At 54.7% G+C, this 20,093-nt stretch carries 15 protein-coding genes; 6 read left to right on the plus strand and 9 right to left on the minus strand.

The window, feature by feature from the left end; genetic code table 11:
• Nucleotides 1–9: 9 nt before the first annotated feature.
• Nucleotides 10–1,500: a glycerol kinase GlpK gene (gene glpK / locus EMQ_RS14430; RefSeq protein WP_018307801.1), complete on the plus strand. Its 1,491-nt coding sequence runs from the start codon at nt 10–12 to the stop codon at nt 1,498–1,500.
• A gap of 404 nt (nt 1,501–1,904) precedes the next feature.
• On the opposite strand, the gene EMQ_RS14435 is transcribed toward glpK, so the two are convergent.
• The 3 genes from EMQ_RS14435 to EMQ_RS14445 form a co-directional block, all read right to left on the minus strand.
• On the minus strand, nt 1,905–2,867 hold the full coding sequence (locus tag EMQ_RS14435) for a sulfite exporter TauE/SafE family protein (protein ID WP_010666286.1): 963 nt from the start codon (nt 2,865–2,867) through the stop codon (nt 1,905–1,907).
• Nucleotides 2,868–3,124: 257 nt separating this feature from the next.
• Entirely contained in the window at nt 3,125–4,291 is a 1,167-nt protein-coding gene (locus EMQ_RS14440; RefSeq protein ID WP_010666285.1) for a glycosyltransferase, read from the minus strand.
• A 2-nt stretch (nt 4,292–4,293) separates the two neighbouring features.
• Nucleotides 4,294–5,517, minus strand: a complete 1,224-nt coding sequence (locus tag EMQ_RS14445; protein WP_018307800.1) for a glycosyltransferase family 4 protein — start codon at nt 5,515–5,517, stop codon at nt 4,294–4,296.
• 420 nt (nt 5,518–5,937) lie between these two features.
• On the opposite strand from EMQ_RS14445, the gene EMQ_RS14450 reads away from it, so the two are divergent.
• Nucleotides 5,938–6,801, plus strand: coding sequence for a hypothetical protein (locus EMQ_RS14450; protein WP_132012080.1), 864 nt, complete (start codon nt 5,938–5,940; stop codon nt 6,799–6,801).
• On the opposite strand, the gene EMQ_RS14455 is transcribed toward EMQ_RS14450, so the two are convergent.
• Genes EMQ_RS14455 through EMQ_RS14470 form a run of 4 tightly spaced genes read right to left on the minus strand, consistent with a single transcriptional unit; the run spans nt 6,716 to nt 11,222 of the window.
• Nucleotides 6,716–7,828, minus strand: a complete 1,113-nt coding sequence (locus EMQ_RS14455; protein WP_010666602.1) for a glycosyltransferase family 4 protein — start codon at nt 7,826–7,828, stop codon at nt 6,716–6,718. The genes EMQ_RS14450 and EMQ_RS14455 overlap by 86 nt on opposite strands.
• Entirely contained in the window at nt 7,825–9,111 is a 1,287-nt protein-coding gene (locus tag EMQ_RS14460; protein ID WP_010666601.1) for a glycosyltransferase, read from the minus strand. Before EMQ_RS14460 ends, EMQ_RS14455 begins: the two co-directional genes overlap by 4 nt.
• A gap of 8 nt (nt 9,112–9,119) precedes the next feature.
• Nucleotides 9,120–10,493: a sensor histidine kinase gene (locus tag EMQ_RS14465; protein ID WP_010666600.1), complete on the minus strand. Its 1,374-nt coding sequence runs from the start codon at nt 10,491–10,493 to the stop codon at nt 9,120–9,122.
• A gap of 6 nt (nt 10,494–10,499) precedes the next feature.
• A complete protein-coding gene (locus EMQ_RS14470; RefSeq protein ID WP_231367913.1) occupies nt 10,500–11,222 on the minus strand; it encodes a response regulator transcription factor in 723 nt (240 codons plus the stop codon).
• Nucleotides 11,223–11,399: 177 nt separating this feature from the next.
• Between EMQ_RS14470 and lptB the strand changes: the two genes are divergently transcribed.
• The 3 genes from lptB to EMQ_RS14485 are packed head-to-tail and all read left to right on the plus strand — an operon-like array spanning nt 11,400 to nt 14,453.
• Nucleotides 11,400–12,116, plus strand: coding sequence for an LPS export ABC transporter ATP-binding protein (gene lptB / locus EMQ_RS14475; protein ID WP_010666598.1), 717 nt, complete (start codon nt 11,400–11,402; stop codon nt 12,114–12,116).
• Between the two features lie 17 nt (nt 12,117–12,133).
• The gene (locus EMQ_RS14480; protein WP_132012081.1) at nt 12,134–13,294 is read left to right on the plus strand and encodes an LptF/LptG family permease; all 1,161 of its coding nucleotides are present in this window, start codon (nt 12,134–12,136) and stop codon (nt 13,292–13,294) included.
• A gap of 4 nt (nt 13,295–13,298) precedes the next feature.
• The gene (locus tag EMQ_RS14485) at nt 13,299–14,453 is read left to right on the plus strand and encodes an LptF/LptG family permease (protein WP_010665698.1); all 1,155 of its coding nucleotides are present in this window, start codon (nt 13,299–13,301) and stop codon (nt 14,451–14,453) included.
• 490 nt (nt 14,454–14,943) lie between these two features.
• Here EMQ_RS14485 and EMQ_RS14490 read toward each other — a convergent pair whose 3' ends face one another.
• Nucleotides 14,944–16,317: an amino acid permease gene (locus tag EMQ_RS14490; RefSeq protein ID WP_231367912.1), complete on the minus strand. Its 1,374-nt coding sequence runs from the start codon at nt 16,315–16,317 to the stop codon at nt 14,944–14,946.
• Nucleotides 16,314–17,291, minus strand: coding sequence for a taurine dioxygenase (tauD, locus tag EMQ_RS14495; protein ID WP_081470920.1), 978 nt, complete (start codon nt 17,289–17,291; stop codon nt 16,314–16,316). The genes EMQ_RS14490 and tauD overlap by 4 nt, the downstream gene beginning before the upstream one ends.
• Before the next feature lie 290 nt (nt 17,292–17,581).
• Between tauD and EMQ_RS14500 the strand changes: the two genes are divergently transcribed.
• Entirely contained in the window at nt 17,582–20,020 is a 2,439-nt protein-coding gene (locus tag EMQ_RS14500; RefSeq protein ID WP_010667601.1) for a TonB-dependent receptor, read from the plus strand.
• Nucleotides 20,021–20,093: the final 73 nt, after the last annotated feature.

A 20,093-nucleotide genomic window follows, 5' to 3' on the forward strand; every position in this document is an offset into this window, starting at 1 on the left:
GCTGCCATCATGATCAAACAGGATCGTATTCTGGCGATTGACCAGGGAACCACTTCAACCCGTAGCATTGTCTTTGACATGAACGGACAGGAAATTTCCGTCGCACGACAGGAGTTTCCCCAGTATTACCCGCAGTTGGGGTGGGTTGAGCACGATCCTGAAGACATCTGGCGCGATGCGAAAACTACGGCACAGGAAGCCGTGGAACGCTCTGGTGGCGTTGACCGGATTGCAGCCATAGGCATCACCAACCAGCGTGAAACCATCGTCGTATGGGACCGCAAGACTGGCAAGGCGATTCATAACGCCATCGTCTGGCAGGATCGCCGGACGGCGGCCCTGTGCGCCGAACTCAAGAAGCAGGGCAAGGAAGAGCTGGTCGCCAGCCGCACCGGTCTGCTGCTCGATCCGTATTTCACAGCCACGAAGCTCGCCTGGATACTCGACAATGTAGAGGGCGCACGGGCGCGGGCTGAAAAGGGCGAACTGGCCTGCGGCACGATCGACTGTTTCCTGCTGTGGCGTCTGACGGACGGGAAGGTCCATGCGACGGACGTGACCAATGCATCCCGCACCCTGCTGTTCGATATTCATCGGCAGCAGTGGGATGACGAACTCCTTGCGCTCTTCAACATCCCTGCGGCTCTGCTTCCGGAAGTCAAAGACAGCAGCGGCGTTTTTGGTGAAAGCACGCCCGACCTGTTCGGTCGCGCCGTGCCGATCGCCGGTATCGCAGGCGACCAGCAGGCTGCCGTCGTTGGTCAGACGTGCTTCAAGCCGGGTATGGCCAAGGCGACCTACGGCACGGGCTGCTTCGTTCTGCTGAACACCGGCGAAAAGCCGGTGATTTCTCAGAACCGGATGCTCACGACTATCGCCTACCGTGTGAAGGGCAAGACCGCCTACGCGCTGGAAGGCTCCATCTTCGTCGCCGGTGCCGCGATCAAGTGGCTGCGTGACGGTCTTCACCTGATCACGCATGCTTCCCAGACCGACGATATGGCGACGCGCATTCCGCACAGTCACGGCGTTTACATGGTGCCGGGCTTCGTCGGTCTCGGCGCACCGCATTGGGACCCGAATGCGCGTGGTCTGATCTGCGGTCTGACGCTGGACGCTACCGAGGCGCACATTGCCCGTGCGGCTCTGGAATCCGTGGCCTACCAGACGCTGGACCTCGTGGCTGCGATGACGCAGGACGGCGGCGGCACGGCTGACACGCTGCGTATCGACGGTGGCATGGCGGCCAATGACTGGTTCTGCCAGTTCCTGTCTGACATGTTGCAGGCAAAGGTCGAGCGTCCCAAGCAGATCGAGACGACGGCTCTTGGCGCGGCGTTCCTTGCCGGTGTTGGTGTTGGGCTCTGGAACGATCTGGAAGAAGTCGCATCTGAATGGCAGCGCGGTGCGCTGTTCGAACCGCAGATGGAAGCTTCGATCCGCAAGGGCATGATCGACGGCTGGCACGTCGCCGTGCGCCGGACGCTCAGTCAGGTCTGATCTTCTTTTACTTTGAGCCGGAGTCTTGTCCGTTTCCCTTGGGAGGCGGATGAGGCTCCGGCTTTTTGTCGTGCTGATCTGACGGTTATTGTGGTCGGCAGTATATGGGGGCAGGACGAAATCCCGTTATCATGGAACAGCCTGTTCCGATCATGGAATGATATCGTATCGACTTCAGAACCATTATGTTGGCAGGCATGCGACATATCAGTGCATGGAGGTCGCGTGCCCCTGTTGCACTGATAAAAGATGTCAGCGCCACATTTTTATCAAACCTCTAGCGGGATTCGCGGTTCCATACGTGTGGCGCAGTGTCTGGTTGACAGACCTCTTTCCGACATGATCTGCGCACAAGGTGAAAGCGTGGGAGAGAAGGTCTGATCTGGCTGATGGCGTGCTGCATCTCAGGAGTCGAATGTCCGGACAGTCTGTAATCCGGCGTGGAGAGACAGATGCATTATGAAGCCATTGGGTTTACCGTGCTCTTCCGATGCATGCTGCCGGTGACTCAGTTCCAGTTCGTCACCTCTTTCCCATTCCACCGTAAAGACATGCTGTCGCCATGAGAGCGATGCGGAAATTTCTTCAGATGCATGGGTATAATGAATGCTGACATTGTCTTTATGCATAATCTGGCGACCGGATGTGATCATCATTACGATCCCGGCCGCCACCATTGAGATGTATCCAATATGGCGGAAAAGGTGATCATGCAGGTAGCGCAGCAGGTGAGCCATAATGACCGAAGAGAGGATCCCTGCTGTCGCAATGGCAGCACCGACGGTTATAGCTTTGAAGTTTAATAAGTTCAGTATCGCATAGAGAATGATCTTGAGTAGATGCAGCATGATTTCGTTGGCGGCGCGCGTCGCTACGATTTCCTCTTTCCTTAGACCCATTCGGTAATAGAAGCCGTTGAAAATCAGACCGACAGTGCCGGTAAAGCCGGAAATGAAACCGACAGCTCCGCCCAGGATATGTAGCGATACCGGTCGAATTGGTTTCGTAACTGGATCAACAGGGTGTTTTTGGACGATCAAGGGCAGATTGCCGATCAGGAACAGACCGAGAAACAACGATAGATAGATCGGATTCATGCAGCTGAGCGCCCAAGCACCGAGGGCGGCGAACGGTAACGCGGTCGGGGCGAAATGTCGAACGACATCCCATCGGATCGCTTTCCGGAACAAGACGATGCGGGCCGCTGAACTTACGGCAGTGCCAATCGACAGGGCGGCGGGGATCTGGCTGGCCGGCATCACCAGTCCCATGAGTGGTATGAGGATCAGTCCCGCTCCACCACCGGATACGGCACTAAGGCAGAATGCCATCGTGGATACGACGAGGATCAGGCACCAGAGCAGCATTGGTCGTGTAAATTCCGATTTCAGTTCCTGTCCCGAGGGGACCAAGGCGGGCTATCGCGCCGCAAATGCGATTGGCGACGCAGGGCCTTATTCTGGCAGAACGTCATGGTTATGGTCAGCTTACAATCCCCCAACCTTCGTGCACTGTTCTCAAGGTCTGCAACGATCAGACAGATCACTGGTCGGAGAGTTCCATTAAAAACAAACGGTTTTTTAATCCTTCAGATCGGGTGGTTCGCACATTCCTGCCCGGGCCATCAGATTTCCATGGGCCGGGAAAGGTTTTCGTAAAGACCGAACAGGCGTTCAAAATGCTGTTCCATACTGCCGAGGCGCAGGCCCGCAATACGGGCCTCCTTTGAGAGAGCAGAACGGTCCCTCGCCGCCATCCTGAGCACAGCATCGGCCGCATCAGTCGCGGAACCGGGTTTGTAGATTTCTGCCCATTGTGGGGAAGCAAGTTCTCCTGCCCCACCCGCACGCGGCACGATCACAGGGGTGCCAGACGCCAGCGCCTCGGCGACGACGAAGCCGAAGGTTTCCGACGTTGAGCCGTGAAGCAGTGCATCAGCACTCGCTATCATGTCGGCAAACAGCGCCCGATCATCGATGCGACCAGCGATGTGAACATGTTCCGCCAGAGCCGCCTTACGACGGATACGCTCATGTGCAAGCCCGTCGCCAATGATGAAAAGTCCGATTGAACGGCTGGATTGGGCGCGTGTCACAGCCTCAATAAGCATTTCCACCCGCTTTTCCGGATGGTGCCGGCCGGCGATGACCACGAGAAGTCCCTCTGGACCGAGACCGCAAAGCGCCAGCATTTCCTTGCGGAGATAGTCCATGCGATGGGTGGGAGAAAATCTCTGGCTTTCCACACCAAATGGCACGGTATGCAGGTTTTTCAGTCCGTGGTTGGAAAATCGGGCCGCGAGCCAGTGTCCAGCGACGATGCAGCCGTCAAAATGATCGTTCAGGCGGCAGAGATAACGCCAGAACCAGCCGAATAACCTGTCTATCCTGTGTGAAGACAGATGGTTGCCAAGCATTGTCTGCGGATAGACTGCGACCGGATCAGCATGCATGAAAAGCACTCGCCGGGCGGCTCCGGGCCATGTTCCGGCAATCCACCCTCCTCGCCAGGGGGAGGATGCCTCAATGAGGTCGGGTTTCATGGCATCGAGGACACGCCAGACCGGTTCTTTCCGAACGAACATGTGATAATTGGAATCGAAAGGAAGAACGGGACTTTTCAGCCAGATTATGCGTCCATGCCCGCGTCGTTCCACACCGTCTTCAGGGCCGGGAGCGATGACGGTCAGGTCATGGCCGCATTTTTCTGCAGCCCTGAACTTTTCCTCCACATAGGTTCTCACGCCACCGCCCGTCGGCGAATAGAATTCTGAAATATCTACTATTTTCACTGTTATTTCCGGACAATGGCCTCATATCGGGCCAGAAGATCCTTCATGGTTTCGTCCCATGAAAAGGTCAGGGCCCTGATACGGGCAGCTTCACCCATCCGGGCGCGACCGACCGGATCAAGAGCAAGAGTTGCGACATGTCTCGTAAACTCTTCCACATCACGCGGTCTGGCGAGAAACCCGGTAACGCCATCCTTAATGAGGGACTTGCTTCCCGTCGCGTCGGCGCAGACACAGGGCAGTCCGGATGCCATAGCCTCAAGCGTGACATTGCCGAAAGTTTCCGTTTCGCTAGGAAACAGAAAGATATCTGCTGACGCATAGGTTGTGGTGAGGTCGGCACCCTGCTGGAAGCCAAGAAAGATGGCGTCCGGCAACATCTGCTCCAGTTCGGCGCGGGCAGGTCCGTCTCCGGCCACGACCGCACGGACGGGAATATTACGGGCATTAAGCGCCTTTACTACAGATACAAAAATACTGAGCTGCTTTTCACGCACAAGGCGGGAAACAAGAAGAACGACGATATCATCTGGTGCGAGTCCATGCCGGTATCGCCACTCTGCTGAGCGGTTGGCGGGATTGAAGCTTTCCGCGTCAACGCCCCGGGACCATAAAATCAGCTTGCCTTGCTGTTTTTCCGCCACCAGTTCATCAATCATGGACTGGGTTGGCACATAGACTTCACGACATCTGGCGTAATATCTGGAAAGATACCGTTTGAGGGGCGAGATGAAAATCGAGACGCCCGGATAATATTTCAGGTAGGTTTCGTAGCGCGTGTGATAGGACGCAACGAGAGGAATGTTCAGTTTTCGCGCGATTTTCAACGTTGAATAGCCCAGAGGATCTGGCGCGAGAGCAATATGGATCAAATCCGGCTTGAAAGCTTCGATTTCCTCCTGAGGCAGGGAGAAGGCCAGCCTGTATTCACCCCGACCGGGAAGGGCGATCGACGGCACGGGAACAACCGTTCCTTTGTAGTCAAACGCGGGTAGCTTCGAAACAGGCGTGTAGACACGGACTTCCACGCCCTGCCTTTCCAGATAATCGACCAGTCTGTTCATCGTCAGGGCGACACCGTCGCGTATGTAGTTATAGGAACTGGCGATGATCGCCACACGCAGGCATTGGGATTTTTTTTCGGAATAGGGAAAAGCCACGAGTGACTCTGTCTTTTCCGCGAGTGTAGGTTCGGCACGTGGACTGCGTGTCGTCACAAGGTTCATAGAGTCTGGTCACCAGATGAGAGTAAAAATGCAGGAAGGGAGAGAGTATTTGAAAGAAACGACAGTATCCCGTTTCCAGAACCGACATTTATTCCGGAATCTGCACTTTTACTGGGGTAGGGGAGGTATCACTTGTGAAATCTTCTGGCCTCATTATTGCAATAGAGAGCAAGTATTTGAAAGTTAAATTGCCACAACATGCTCCAGTATTTCCAGGAAATGATTAAATGGTTGACCACAGAAGACATGCTGCAATAATGGAATGTTCAACTGACGCGTTATGTGGATTCACCGTCATGACTCCTTTTCCAATCGGTATTTTCGGTTTTTTTTCTATGTCGCTCCACAATGCATAAACGTTGGCTGGCGATACTGCGCTGGCTTTTTCCGGCCATCCTTTTTCTGATGCTTGTCAGAAGCATGTCGAAGATCGGCTGGCTTGAGGTCTGGGAGGCGCGTCCTGAAAATCCGCTTTTCTACCTGCTCCAGATCGTCATCTATGTGCTGTTGCCCGTTTCGGAATGGATCATCTATCGCAGGCTTCTCACGACAGACCGACGACTGACTCCTGCTGTATTTTTTCAAAAACGCTATCTCAACACAATGCTGATCGAATATTCTGGAGAAGCGTATTTTCTTTTCTGGGCGCGAAAAACGCTGGAAATGGATCATAAACGGCTGATGCACGTGATCAGGGATTCGACCCTGCTATCCGGTGCTGCCGGTCTCGTCATGTTATGGATTACTCTGCTGGTTTTCGTTCTTCCGGGCAGTGGTAATCTTCCGGAATTCCTGACGAAATGGCAGCGTCCGATGCTGACAGCGGCGCTTCTACCGGTCATTCCGTGTCTCGTTATTGTCTTTGGCGGAAAGCTGGTCACTCAGATGACGCATCGTGAAATGGCATGGACGTTCTTCATGCATCTTGCGCGGAGTATCATCAATTTTCTGCTGGAAGTATTAGGCTGGTGGCTGTCTGGTGCCCTGCAGGAACTGACACAATGCTTCGATTTCGTCGCCATGCGTTTCGTTCTGTCCCGCCTGCCAGTCGTTCCAGGAAAGGATCTGATTTTCTTGGGCGCAGGTCTGGAGATGTCGGGAGTGATGGATCTGTCGCGCCCCCGTGTGGCGGCAGTCCTGATCATCATGACCATCTTCCCGCAGACCGTAGACTTTCTACTGGTCATGATGACACGGCTCAGGAGCGCATTGATGAATTCAGGGCGGCGTAGGCGCGGGCATAGCCCTGACACATTGTTTCAACCCGACCCTGATCTTCGATAAAGGCCCTGGCGTTGCGTCCCATGCATGCAATCGTATTTCTGCTGCTGACAAGCAGGGATATCTGGATCGCGATTTCCTGAACGGTGCGATGTTCCAGAAGCCAGCCCGTCCTGCCGTGCTGCACGATTTCGGGGATGCCGCCGCCCCTGAAGGCGAGAACGGGTCGTCCCATCGAAAGAGCCTCCATGACAGATAGTCCAAGCGGTTCATCGAGCGATGTGTTGACGGCCAGATGACATGACGCGAGGACAGGCCGTGGATCAGGCTGATAGCCCAGAAAAATGACCCGGTCCCGCACGTTGAGGGAGGTTGCAAGTTTTTCGAGCGCTGGCCGCGCGCTGCCGTCTCCCGCGATTTTAAGATAGACGCCTGGCACGCGTGCCACGGCCTGAATCAGCAGGTGAGCGCCCTTCCAGGGTTCCAGACGGCAGACAAGGGCAAGTGTCAGAGGAGCCTTGGCGGAAAGCGGAGGTACCGGCGTGAAATACCGGGTATCGACGCCGTTGCGGATGACATGCAGATGTTTGCGCATAACCGGTAAGCGTGTAGCTACAAAGCGCCTTACATAATCGCTGACGGCGACAACACTGTCCGTATGACGCAAGGCCCAGTTTCTGTAGAGCGCGCAACTGGCATCAGTATAGTGCTGGACGCCATGCTCCGTTCTCAGCACCGGAAGCCCCAACCGTCGCGCCGCTCTGACGCCGATGATATGGGAGGCGTAGGTATGCACATGTACGATGTCGGCCTTTTCTTCATGCAGAACATTTTCCAGCCACTTGACGTCGCGTGGACCAAACGCGCGCCACAGATAGGATAACGGATCGGCACGGATGACGCCTTTATCCCTGATCCTTATCCCATGCCCTGCGAGCATAGCCCGCAATGCCGGATTGGGCGTCATCAGGGCTACAGCATGCGTTGCTTCGCTCTCGGCAGGACGGGTCGCCAGATCCACCAGCAGGCGCTCTGCTCCTCCAATCGCGCCGGCGACAACGACATGGACGATTTTGCGGGAAGAGGTCACAATATTTCCTTTCCTGCCAGATGGAGCAGAATGGACTGTATGGCGGCAGCATGGGGACGCGCGTCGAAATGACGTTCGACCCGCAGCCGCGCAGCCAGACCACGGCCACGCCATTTTTCACGGTTGGTCAGAGCATCATGACAGGCGCGTGCCATGCCGTCAGTGTCCGGAGGAGTGCCACGAAGAAGCACTCCCTCCCGAACGTTTCTCACCATCTCTCCAATACCTCCCATATCAAAGGCGATGACCGGCTTTTTCATGGCCATTGATTCCAGAACCGACAGGGGAAGAGGGTCCGGATAAATGCTCGGCACCACCGCGACATCGATATCGGCTAGGCAGGGGCGCACATCAGACCGAAAGCCCACGAAATGCATGAAACCCTCCAATCCGAGAGACCGGACTTTTTCACGGCATAGGGCAAGATGATCAACGGGAGAGTCCTGCGGCGTATCGCCGATCACGACAAACCTGCATTGCGATGCGGCGTCCGCTCCAAGAGTCACGAACAGGGATCGCGCCACCTCGATTAGTTCGTAAAAACCTTTATGCGGAACGATGCGGCCATGCGCGCCGAACAGGATGATATTGTCGGAAATGCCCAGTTCCTCGCGCAGGGAGCCGGTACCGACATTGTTCGCAGCAATCGCCCTGTCGAAAACTTCAAGATCTATCGCGTCATGCAGGATCTCGACCTTTCCAGCACAGGAACTGAATTGCGGTGAGACGGCCTGAGAGACGCAAAGTATCGTCTTTACGCGGGCGGCGAGCCAGCGATGGATCGGGCGAAGAGGGCGGGGCACGGCAGGATAAAAGACATGCCAGACAACTGGGGGCATTCCCGGCAGGGCAGCGAGGAGACCTCCGATAAAACCGGCTGTCGTACCATTACAGAAAATCACATCATAGCGCTGTTTCCTGACATGGGCGACAAGCCGGACCATGCCCAGAAAAGCGCGTCCGATATTGCTTGCCGCACGCACACAAAGCAGAGGCAGTGGAGCCTCGAAATCCTGACGTGTCATGGCGCGTGAGAGGGGCTGGACAAGGTTCTCGAGTATGGCTGGCTCGATGATCTGGGTTTCCGCTGCGTTCCATTCCCTGATCCGATGACTGACAAGGTCTTCGCGGGGCAGCATGACGCTGCGTCTTATTCTGTCCGGATCAAGATATTTCAGAATATTCAGAAGCGTCTGCCCAGGCCCTCCATTGCGTGACGTATCGTTGATGAACAGCACATGCGCCCGGGAGGATTTTTCCGGGAAAGGGGAATTCCTGGTCATCGTCTCTGTCAGCTTCGGCCTGTGATGCGTCCGTCGGACAGCGGGAATGAGACCAGAACGCGCAGGCCGGGCGCGTTGTCTTCCAGAAGGAGAGAGCCTCCAAAGCGTTCAGCGATGGCTCGGGCCAGACTGATGCCAAGTCCGGTTCCGGGTGTTGTGCGGCTGCGATCAAGCCGGAAGAACCGTTCCGGCAGTTTGTGCAACAGGGCGGCGGGAACCCCCGGCCCGTTATCGGCGACACAGAGTAAGGCCCGCCCAGCAGTCTTCCTCACCGAGACAGTAATGGACGTCCCCGCAGGGGTGTGAAGCAGGGCATTATCGAGAATATTACTCACGAGCTGCCTCAGCAGCACGACATCCACGTGGATCATAATGTGCCGGACAAGCTCTGCGTCGATATGGTGTTCGCTGTCTTCCGGAGCAGAGCCGAAGATTTCGAGACATTTATTCACTTCCTCCGAAAGATCGACCGCTTCCTGCCGGGTGACGTTGCCGGCGGCCTCTATTTCTGCAAGTTGCAGTAATGATGAGAACATTTCCAGTGAGGCGTCGAGATCTTCGATGGCAAGATTCGCTTCGGATTTTACTTCCATCTGCGGGCCCGAAACGAGCTGTTGCAGCCGGTGTCTGAGGCGTGTCAGGGGGGTGCGCATGTCATGCGCGATATCGTTGCTGACTTGACGGAGGCTCTCCACAAGCCGTTCATTCTGGTCAAGAACTGCGTTGAACATACTGCAAAGATCGTCAAGTTCATCCTGCCCCGCCGCGACGGGCAGGCGTGCGGTGAGGTCGCCTTTCTGTATGGTCTGGACCGCCTGCCCGATCAGCAGCAGACGGCGGCGGACCAGTATGCCCATAAGTAGCCCTCCACCAACACCGCAGAAAACAAACGCGGCGAAGCCCAGAAGGATTGTTTCCAGAACACTTTCATTCAGCGTATCGATTGGAGACGTATCGTGCGCGACAAAATAATAGCCACCATCATCAAGTTTTTCACCGAGCCCATAATAGCGCTGTCCTTTTTCGAGCCCGGGCGTAGTGTCGTCGATCCATCGGAAGCCTGAAACGGGAGGAAGGGTAGGAAGATTGCCTGCCACCACGTGTCCCCTCCTATCCTGAAGCAGATAGCGATAATCCTGATCGGTCACGATAAAGGTTCTGACATTGGGTTCGAGATGAAGAACGTCATGAGGCTCCTGTCTGGCGCCAAAGGCTTCAGATACCTCACTCGTCAGGTCCTGATCGATATTGTGCATAAAAAGGGAGCGCATCGCGCTTCCGAGCCAGAACGTAACGCTGGTGCCAAGGAGCAGAAAAAGCAGGGTGAAGATACAGGCAAGCCGTACGGCTGACAGGCCGGTAACTTTCATCGACTTCACCATGATTTCTCAGGCACCAGGTATTTCGTCTGTCCGGTAGGTGCCAAGCACATATCCTTCGCCTTTGAGCGTATGGATCAGCGGTCCAGACGGATTTCCTGTCTTCTGTCTCAGTCTGGAAATATGGCTTTCAAGAAAATTGCTGCGCACGGGAAATTCTATACCCCAGACAGAGGCGAAGATCATCTCGCGCGTAAGAATTCTTTCAGGATGTTTCATGAAAAATTCGAGGAGTTTGAATTCCTGGGGCTGCAGATGTACGCGACGACCGTCTTTACTGAGCTTTCTGCCCACGACATCAAGCTCCAGATCCTCGAATGTCAGTTTCGTAGCACTGCACAACCTGTTTCCACCTGGCCGGAGCAGGATTCCCGCACGTGCGACCAACTCCCGCAGATCGAAAGGTTTGGCGAGATACCCGTCGGCCCCCAGATTGAAACCGCGAACTTTTTCAAGAGTGCTATCGATTGCCGTCAGCAGAAGCACAGGATCCGACCGTCCGATCCTGCGAAGCTCGCATAGGAGGGAGAGACCATCGAAACCCGGTAACATGCGGTCGAGAACAATAAGATCCCACGGATGCGCCTTCAGCATCTCCAAAGCCTTCACACCGTCGGACACGGAGGTCAGGGAAGCACCGCCGTTTTCAAGGCTGCGGCATATCTGGCTTGCCGTCTGAGGATCGTCTTCAACGACCAGAATCTGGGTTTTCCGCAAAGAGGATTCTGTCATGGGAACCCCAATAGAGAACGATGAGGAGGGTTATAGGTAGGCGGCTGGAGAGCCTCAAGGAAAACACACCGAGATTGTGGTTATTTAACAAACACATCACGCGTTGGAGACTACTTTCGACGTACCATTGCCTGCGTCGAATCGTGGGTCTCAATAGTGCACGGATTGTCTGGACTCATGCTGTCGGCTCTCGGCCTCTCAAAAGATATCGATAACCGGACCATCATACGGCAGGTGGATCTGGGATTGGAAAGAGGGGAAATCGTTGGTCTGCTTGGGCCCAATGGAGCCGGGAAATCCACAACCTTCCGGATGCTGTCGGGTCTGTTGCGGCCTGATCTGGGGTCCATAACGCTCGATGGTTCCGATATAACCGGACTCCCTGTTTATGAGCGGGTGCGGCGCGGTCTGCTGCTTCTGCCGCAGGCCAGCTTCCTGCCTGCGAATCTGTCTGTCAGACAGGCCATGATGATCGTGATGGAAACCCGCATTGGGAGCAGAACCGGATGCCATGATGAAATTTCCCGCGTCCTGTGGCAGTTCGGACTGTCCACGCTGACTGATGAGCGGGTCGCCACTCTGTCGGGGGGGCAGAAGCGACGATGTGAAATTGCAGTCACAATGGCTTGCAGCCCGTCATTTACGTTGCTCGATGAACCTTTCGCTGGCGTCGATCCAGTGAATCTTCTTGAAATGGCTGAGATGATCCGGGATATGGCGGAAACCGGAACAGGGGTTCTGATCACGGACCATAGTGCAGTCGAGCTTCTGAGGCTGGTCGACCGTGCTTATGTTATTCATGGCGGGTGTGTGCTGGCTCAGGGCACCGTAGCCGAGCTTGTCGAGAATGCCGTCGTTCGCAGCACCTATCTGGGTGAGACGTTTCGTCTGTGACGGACGGTGCCAACTGGATGCGGAAGCTGTTTCCGGTGCGGATACGGCTCTTCATGCTGGACGTGACACGCTTCACAGGACTGATCATGCTTCTGATCGAAGCGCTGTTCCTGTCGGAACGTTTTCCAATGGTGTTCCGCGATGTCCTGCGAAATCACGCCGGTCTGCGCGAAGCATGCCTCATTTTTTTTCTGACGGCACCACAAATTTTTGATCTTGCCCTCCCTATCGCCTGTCTCGTCGCCGTTTACAGGGCCGTTCTCCAGATGCGTGAAGGGAGAGAGTTTCTTGTCATGGGAGCAGCGGGCATGGGGCCGTCAGGTCTTCTGGCACCCTGCGCCAGCCTCGCCTTTGCTGCTGCCATCATGTCTTTCCTTGTAGCTGGCATCGTCAATCCTTTGGCGCTTTACGCGCAGCGCGTCGTTTTGTTCAACGCGGAGAGCCTGGCGCTGACTGGAGGCGCCGCGACGGGACAGTTCTATATTCTGAAAAAGGGTGTGGTTTTTGCCCCCGCTGCTCATGAAAAGACGGTTTTTCCAGGACAGAAGAGGCATCTTTTCATTTATGAGCCGAGAGGGGACAGTTGCGTCAAGATTGTCCTCGCTGGGAGCGCCAGATCGACCGGTCGTGAGACAGGGGGTATTCTTCCACTGTTTTTCGACAATGTATCATGGCGTATTTTCGATATCGAACGGAATGCTGTCACTTCCGCCTTCTGTCCTGCCGAGGCCGAGTCATTCATCACGGCGGACAGGCGGATACGGCTGGCAGACCTTCTCTCTTTTGAGCCGCGGGGTTTCGATGGCAGCGAACTGACATCGCCGGAGCTGCTTTACGCGTCGGCCGGATCAGAGCCGCCTGATCTCACCGGGCAAAACCGGATACTGGCGGGACGATTGGGGCGGATGCTGCTGTGTATGATCGCTCCCGCCCTTGCCTGCGCCGCCGTCTGCCTTTCATCCCGACATATGCAGTATGTGGCACTGCCGCTCGCCTGTGGCGGACTCATGCTGCTTGACCTCAGCTCCGAATGGCTCATACACGCCGGCGTCTCCCTTCATGAAGGCGAGGTGATGGGAGCGCTTCTTCTGGTGACGGGGCTAGGATGCGGCTTTCTCATTTTCCTGACGTGGCGCTTGCAGAACGCCCTGTTCCGTCCGCAATTCGGCAGGGCCTGAGGAGATGCGACTGGCGCCTTTCGGTTCCTATACGCGCTATCTGCTGCGGGCCTATCTCCAGCAGGTCGGATCGATCCTTGCTGTTCTCTGGCTTGTGGCCCTGACGATAGACATTCTCCCTCAGATAGGACCCCTGCTGGACAACGCGTCAGATCACCCTGTGCGTGTCGTTCTTTGGTTCTGTGTTTTGAGGAGCCCATGGCTCATTGTCCCGCTGATTCCTTTCGCGACCTTCCTTGGCGTTCTGGCAACGGAATATCTTCAGACACGTTCCGGAACCCGCATACTCATTTGGAATAGTGGCCGTTCCCCGCTGGAGTGTCTTGTGCCGGTTCTTCTGCTGGGGCTTATGCTCGGAGCGACGGACACGATGCTGGATGCCTGGGCAGGACCGGCTTCGATGGCGATACAGACACGGGACAAGCTGGGTCGTGACGGCCAACGGCTGGACCGTTCACAGGCCAGTGATTTTCAATGGATTTCAGTAACCGATGGTCTGTTGCGCACAAAAGTTGTTCAGGTTGATGGCGTTGTCCTGTTGAGAGAACTATCATTTTTCCATTTTGAGGGACCGGAAAAGCTCGTTGAACTGCTGCACGCGAAAGAAGCCCGACAGGAGACAGGCAGTTTTCTCTGGCATGCGACCGATGGCCTGTTCTGGGGCACGGCGGAAGACGATCGAAGTAACGCGCTCATAACCGGCAATATTTTAACTGAAGGGGGTTTTTCAAAGGCGTTTTCAGAAATTGATCTTCATCTGCCAGTAGACACTCTCTGGCTCAGTGTCATCGGGATGGAACCGCAATATGTGCCGTTTGCGATTGTTCGGGCATTAGCGTCTGGGTCTGCGCATGGTTACGATCCTGCCGTCTACCGGACTCGCGAACAGGCTGTTTTCGCGGATACTCTTCTCGTGATAGCGATGGCGGTGACAGCAAGCGTCCTATCGACCGTTCTGTTGACCGGCATCAACACGCTGACCAATGTGACGAAAATTCTTCTCATAGGTTATGCGGCGCATTCGACTGAACGTGCCTTCGTTCTTTTCGGGGAGAATGGAGCGCTATCCGCCTTTCTGGCCGCGTGGTCGGTGCCTGTCCTGCTTGTTGCTGGAACGGTCCTTTTTCTAAGAACCTACAGAGGCGCAGAGTGGGCATGATAACGGTTGGCTGCTGATCAGGGGTTTGACGGTTTTGCCCGATGAGTCGCGTATAATCTGGACGGGATTCCCGCTCTCATGCTTTCACGACACCAATATGCCAAGTTGGGGCAGGCCGGACTTTACCTTCTCCGGCTTCGATCTGAAGGCCGCGGATGTCGCTGAGCGCACGATAAGCCGTACTATTCCGGGACGTATCCACCACCTTGTGCCGAGGCAGTTTCTCACGCTCACTGGGACCGGAACGACATGAGGGGACGTTACGCGGGAGGTTGGATGCCGTCACATCGTCGTTCGACTGGTCCAGCGGCTACACACAGAGCGTCCACACTGCGGACGTGGGACACTTCGGATCAGGAGAGCGGTGAGAATGACTGAACTGGTTGATGCGGAAAAGAATGACGACTTCATGTGAATGGGATAGGCTAATATTGCGAGAAATTTGAGACTGTATTTCTCATGCACGCCCTCAGTATCGTAATGGCTTCTTTTAGCAGAGATCAGAGCGGATGATACTACCTGGAAGCCGTGTCCTGATCAGTGTGCTGACGCAAAGAGCGAGAGCAATGAAACCAAAGGCGAAGGCACCGTCGACCCGCGTGTCCGGAAAGCACGGAATGACAAGGAAAAGAGCGAGCATCACGACGGAAGACAACATGGCCAGCAGGGATATCCGACGTTTCTTTGAAGGAGTTTCCAGCCGCAGGCAGGAAATGGACGCCATCAGGTAAGCGAACAGGATGAGCGTACCGGAAGCACCCAAAAGGATTGTATAGACAGAAGATGGTGACCACGCCGCCGTCAGGATGATGAGAATCTCAAGACCGGCCGTCAGAGCCACGGCGGCTACCGGAACACCGAAACGGCTGGAGCGCGCCAGAGTGGGCGGGGCGCAGCCGAGGTCGGACAGTTCGCGCAGGACGCGGGAGACGACATATTTCGATGAGTTGAGGCAGGACAGCACCGCCAGAAGCGTCATCATGATTGTCGCCATTTCGGCGAAAGGAATGTTCAGATACCGCATCACCAGAAGAAAAGGTGAATGTCCGGGCACAACTTCTGTCCACGGACGCAGGCAGAGCACAACCAGCACTGAACCCAGATAAAATAACAGCACGAGAAAAGGAAGGCGCGTGACGATTTCCCGAATGTTTCGCTCAGGATTTTCACTCTCCACTGACGCCACGAAGGCGATTTCACAACCCGTGAAGGTTTGGACGATCATCGGAATGACAGCGGGAACGGCCCACATACCACGTGGAAACATCCCGCCATGACCAAAGAGGTTGCTGTGCACGCGTTCGAGCGCAGCAGGAGATTCAAACATCCACAGAGCACCAAGCCCGATGAACAGCGTCAGCGTGGCCAGCTTGAGAAGGGAAAGAGCTGCCTCGCTTTCTCCATAAACACGGACAGGCAGGGCGTTCATCAACAGGGCGAAAGCCACCAGTCCGATAGAACCTGTCAAAGGCGGGATGGAAAACAGCTCATCCAGAATCATGCCGCCTGCGACCGCCTGCGCTGCGCCGGTAACGATCCAGAGAAAAGCATAGCTCCAGCCGGTAACAAACCCGCTCCGCCACCCAAGGACCGAGGCGACATGCGTCACAAAGGAGCCTCGTCCTTTATGCTGGATCGCCAGTTCGCCGAGAAGCAGCATGACCATCCAGACGATGGTGCCCGCGCCTAGGTAGGCAAGCAATACTGCCGGACCGGCAGCGGCGATGGTCGCGGAGGTACCGACAAAAAGACCTGCCCCGATCACGCCGCCCACGGAGATCATCGAAACGTGCCATCGTGCCAGCTTGCGTACTGACACAGGCGGCGTGACGACGGAGGGGGTGACTGACGGGGATGGCATCATGAACGTATTATATGTGTCGGACCGACGGGTTTGTCGCCCATGATTGTCACACGATGCATGATGCGCCGATGCGGACGGTAATCATCGACGGCGTAATGCTGGGTAATCCGGTTATCCCAGAACGCGACATCGCCTTCCCGCCATGTCCAGCGGATCTGAAACTCAGGCCGTGCCAGATGACGGAACAGAAATGACAGAAGGGCAGCGCTCTCGTCCTGCTCGATGCCGCAGATTTCCGTGGTGAAGCCCTCATTGACGAAGATGGCACGACGTCCTGTTTCCGGATGAATCCGGATTACAGGATGCTCCACGGGCAGGTTGCGGTTGCGAACATCCGCCCAATGATTGCGTTCGTCAGCCGTTCGTCCGAAGCGGGAAAGGGGAAATGATCGCGTAAAATCATGGAGTGCGGTCAATCCTTCCAGATGGGCTTTCATCTGGGATGAAAGGGCGTCGTAAGCCGCTGTGGCACTGGCCCATAATGTATCGCCGCCGATTTCCGGCAAATGGCGCGCTACCAGAATGGCTCCGAGGGGCGGTGTCTCTGAAAACGTCACATCCGTATGCCACAATGCATTGTCCTTGAGATCGTTCTTGTCAGTATCAAGGACAATGGCTTCCGGCACATCAGGAACCGTTGGGTAGACCGGGTGAACATGCAGCGAGCCGAATGCCTTTGCGAAGTCACGGTGCTGGTGGGGCGTCAGGGTCTGGTTGCGAAAGAAGATGACCTGATAACGGAGAAGTAGATCACGAATGGTGCGGATCGTGTCGGAGGAAAGTGATGTGTTCAGATCCACGCCCTGCACGACCGCACCGATATGTGGTGAGAGTGCGTGTGCTGATACGCGCGCTGTGTTGCTGTGCTGAGAGATATCTGAATAACTATATATGTTAGTTAAATTGTCGTTCTTCTGGAAATTAAGCGATTTTAGTGAAACTTCGTTCACAGCCTGAAAGCTTGAATGGGTCATAGCTAGGAATTCTCCAGATTGAATCAGCCCTCTTTCTCCTGTGGTATCGCGGATATTAGGCCGTCTGTCAAATTAATATAACTATTATATTTAGTTTAATTATTCGTGCAATAACAATATGTTGTCATATTTTTTCATGCTGAAAGGCAGGATGATCTGCCTAAAAATATGATTTCACGAAAAAATATGGATTGAATATGTAGGGTATTCCCTATATTACACGAATGCAATGTGTTTATGTTAAATTAAACTATTTTGTATAGTTTAATGTGACTCTGGTCAGGTACAGCATGTCAATAAAAATTCCCTATTCGTCTCTGGGACTCTGGATTGTTCCTTTTCTGGCCGCTTCACAGGCGCACGCACTGCCACCTTCCATGGCTGGCGGTCATGCTGAGGGGGGGAGACAGAAAAACAGCAAGATTATCCGCCCGATTCAGGCTGGAAAAGGAGAGGATGTTGCCGTGCGTGCTCGTCATATCCTGCGCGCCACGCATGTTGAGCTTGGTAAAAAGGTTATGGAGCAGCAAGTTCCCGGCACAAACCCGTTGAAGGTGCTGGCCCAGTTGCCCGGAGTGCAGTTTCAGTCTGACGATCCGCAGGGTCTCGATACCTATTCAGTCCAGTTATATATGCACGGCTTCGTGCAGAATGAGATTGGTATGAGTCTGGACGGCATCCCGCTCGGTGAGCCGACATTCCGAAATTACAATGGTCTTAATCCACTTCAGGCTATTTCAGCAGAGAATGTGGAGCGTCTGGATGTGACGCAAAGTGCCGGTGCGGAATCTACGCCAAGCACCAATAACCTCGGTGGCTCCATCAATTACATCTCGACGGATCCACGGGACAAAGCTGGCGGACAGGTTGCACAAACCTTTGGTAGCAACGCGATGTACCACTCGTTTTTTCGGATCGATTCGGGGAAACTCAATGACAGTGGAACAAAGTTTTTTGCTTCTTATATGCGTAACGACACAGACAAGTGGAAAGGCGGCGGCGACCAGTTCATGCAACAGGTCAATGCCAAGCTAGTGCAGCCGATCGGGACGCAAAGCCAGGTCAGCGCATTTTTCGACTGGGATCAGCTCCAGATGGTCAACTACCAGGATTACAGCCCGAACTGGCTGAAAAACAACGGATACAATCTCGATAATTTCTATGGCCTGCCCAATGCGTGGAGCAATGCCTATGCCGCATCGCAGGGAAACTATCCGTCCTCTTACAAGAATGTCGCGGACCCGAAGGACGCATCCTATTACGACAGCACGGCGACATCAGGCGACTATTTCGGTGGTGTGACGGCTGATCTGGCGCTCACTGACCGTCTCCGCTGGAAAACGACAGTGTATGGTCATGAGGAAACCGGTCATGGCACGTATGCCAACCCGTATGCCTGCACGGATGCCACGGCTAGTCCATGCCCGGAGGCAGATGACACTATTCGCCTGAATGGCGGCCGGATTTTCGAGCAGGTCCGCAAACCGTTTGTTGAACGCTTTGGTGGCATATCTTCCCTCAGCTACAACATCGCCCATCACGCGCTGTCCGCCGGCGTCTGGTATGAGAACAATCATTACTCCACCGATGCTTATGCGTATCAGGAGCCTCTGCCGGGTGAGGGGGCGCCGCTCAATCCATTCGGTAGTTTCAAGGGGGTGCCGCGACGCACTCTGTGGGCGCAGCAATATAATACGAACACATTCACGGCTTTCGTGCAGGATACGTGGCATCCGGTCAGATCACTGGCCGTGCATTTCGGCTTCAAATCAATATTGAATACGACGCGCGTGGGGGATGGCCAGAACTGGTCCCTGCGTTTTCCCACCATGGCGAGCAGCGAGAGTCTGACGACGGCCAAAGCCTTTCTCCCTCATATCAGCGCGGACTGGATTTTTCTGAAAAACCACCAGATTTTCTTCGATATATCTGAAAATGCACATGCCTATTCCCAGTCAGGATATAATTCCAGCAATGCACCGATGGCCGTATCGCAGGCAGCGTATGATGCTGTGAAGAGCACATTGCGCCCTGAAACTGCGTGGACATTTGCTGCGGGCTATCGATATACAGATCGACTGGTTCAGGGAAGTCTCTATCTCTACCGAACGAATTTCAACAATCGTCTTCAGCAGATTTTATCAAATACAGGGTCTGGTTCTCTGCTTACCAACACAACAGCTACAGTCCAGAACGTCGGAAGTGTGACGATGAACGGCATCGACGGCGGTGTGACGATCACGCCGTTGCCAGGGCTCGCTCTGTTCAACAGCGTCAGTTACAACCACTCCGTTTACGACCAGAATATCACCAGCGGTGGCGCAACCTACAATACTAAAGGCCATCAGGTCGTCGCATACCCGAAGTTTATGTATAAAACGCGGCTTTCCTATGAATGGCACAATGTTCTGGCCTACGTTGACGCGCAATATTATAGCCGACGCAGTTTTGATTATGTTGGTGACTACAAGATCGCTCCTTACTGGATGAGTGACCTGGGTCTGTCTTACACGCTCCACGATGTCGGAGCCGGCGCAGGTCGAGGATTTTCCGTGCATCGACTGATCTTTTCTTTCAACATATACAATCTTGCCAATACGCATTATGTCTCCACCATGGGACAGAATGGTTATACGATGGACAATACCGACGGAAATGCCTTCAATAACCAGTCTATCCTGCTGGGTGCTCCACGTCAGTTCTTCGGATCGATCAGAGCTGAATTTTAAAAATAATTAGATATCGGATAATGATAACGTATCTCAATGAAACCCTGACTTTGGATATGTTACGTGGAGGGTT

Source organism: Acetobacter aceti NBRC 14818, from assembly GCF_000193495.2.
GTDB classification, from domain to species: Bacteria; Pseudomonadota; Alphaproteobacteria; order Acetobacterales; family Acetobacteraceae; genus Acetobacter; species Acetobacter aceti.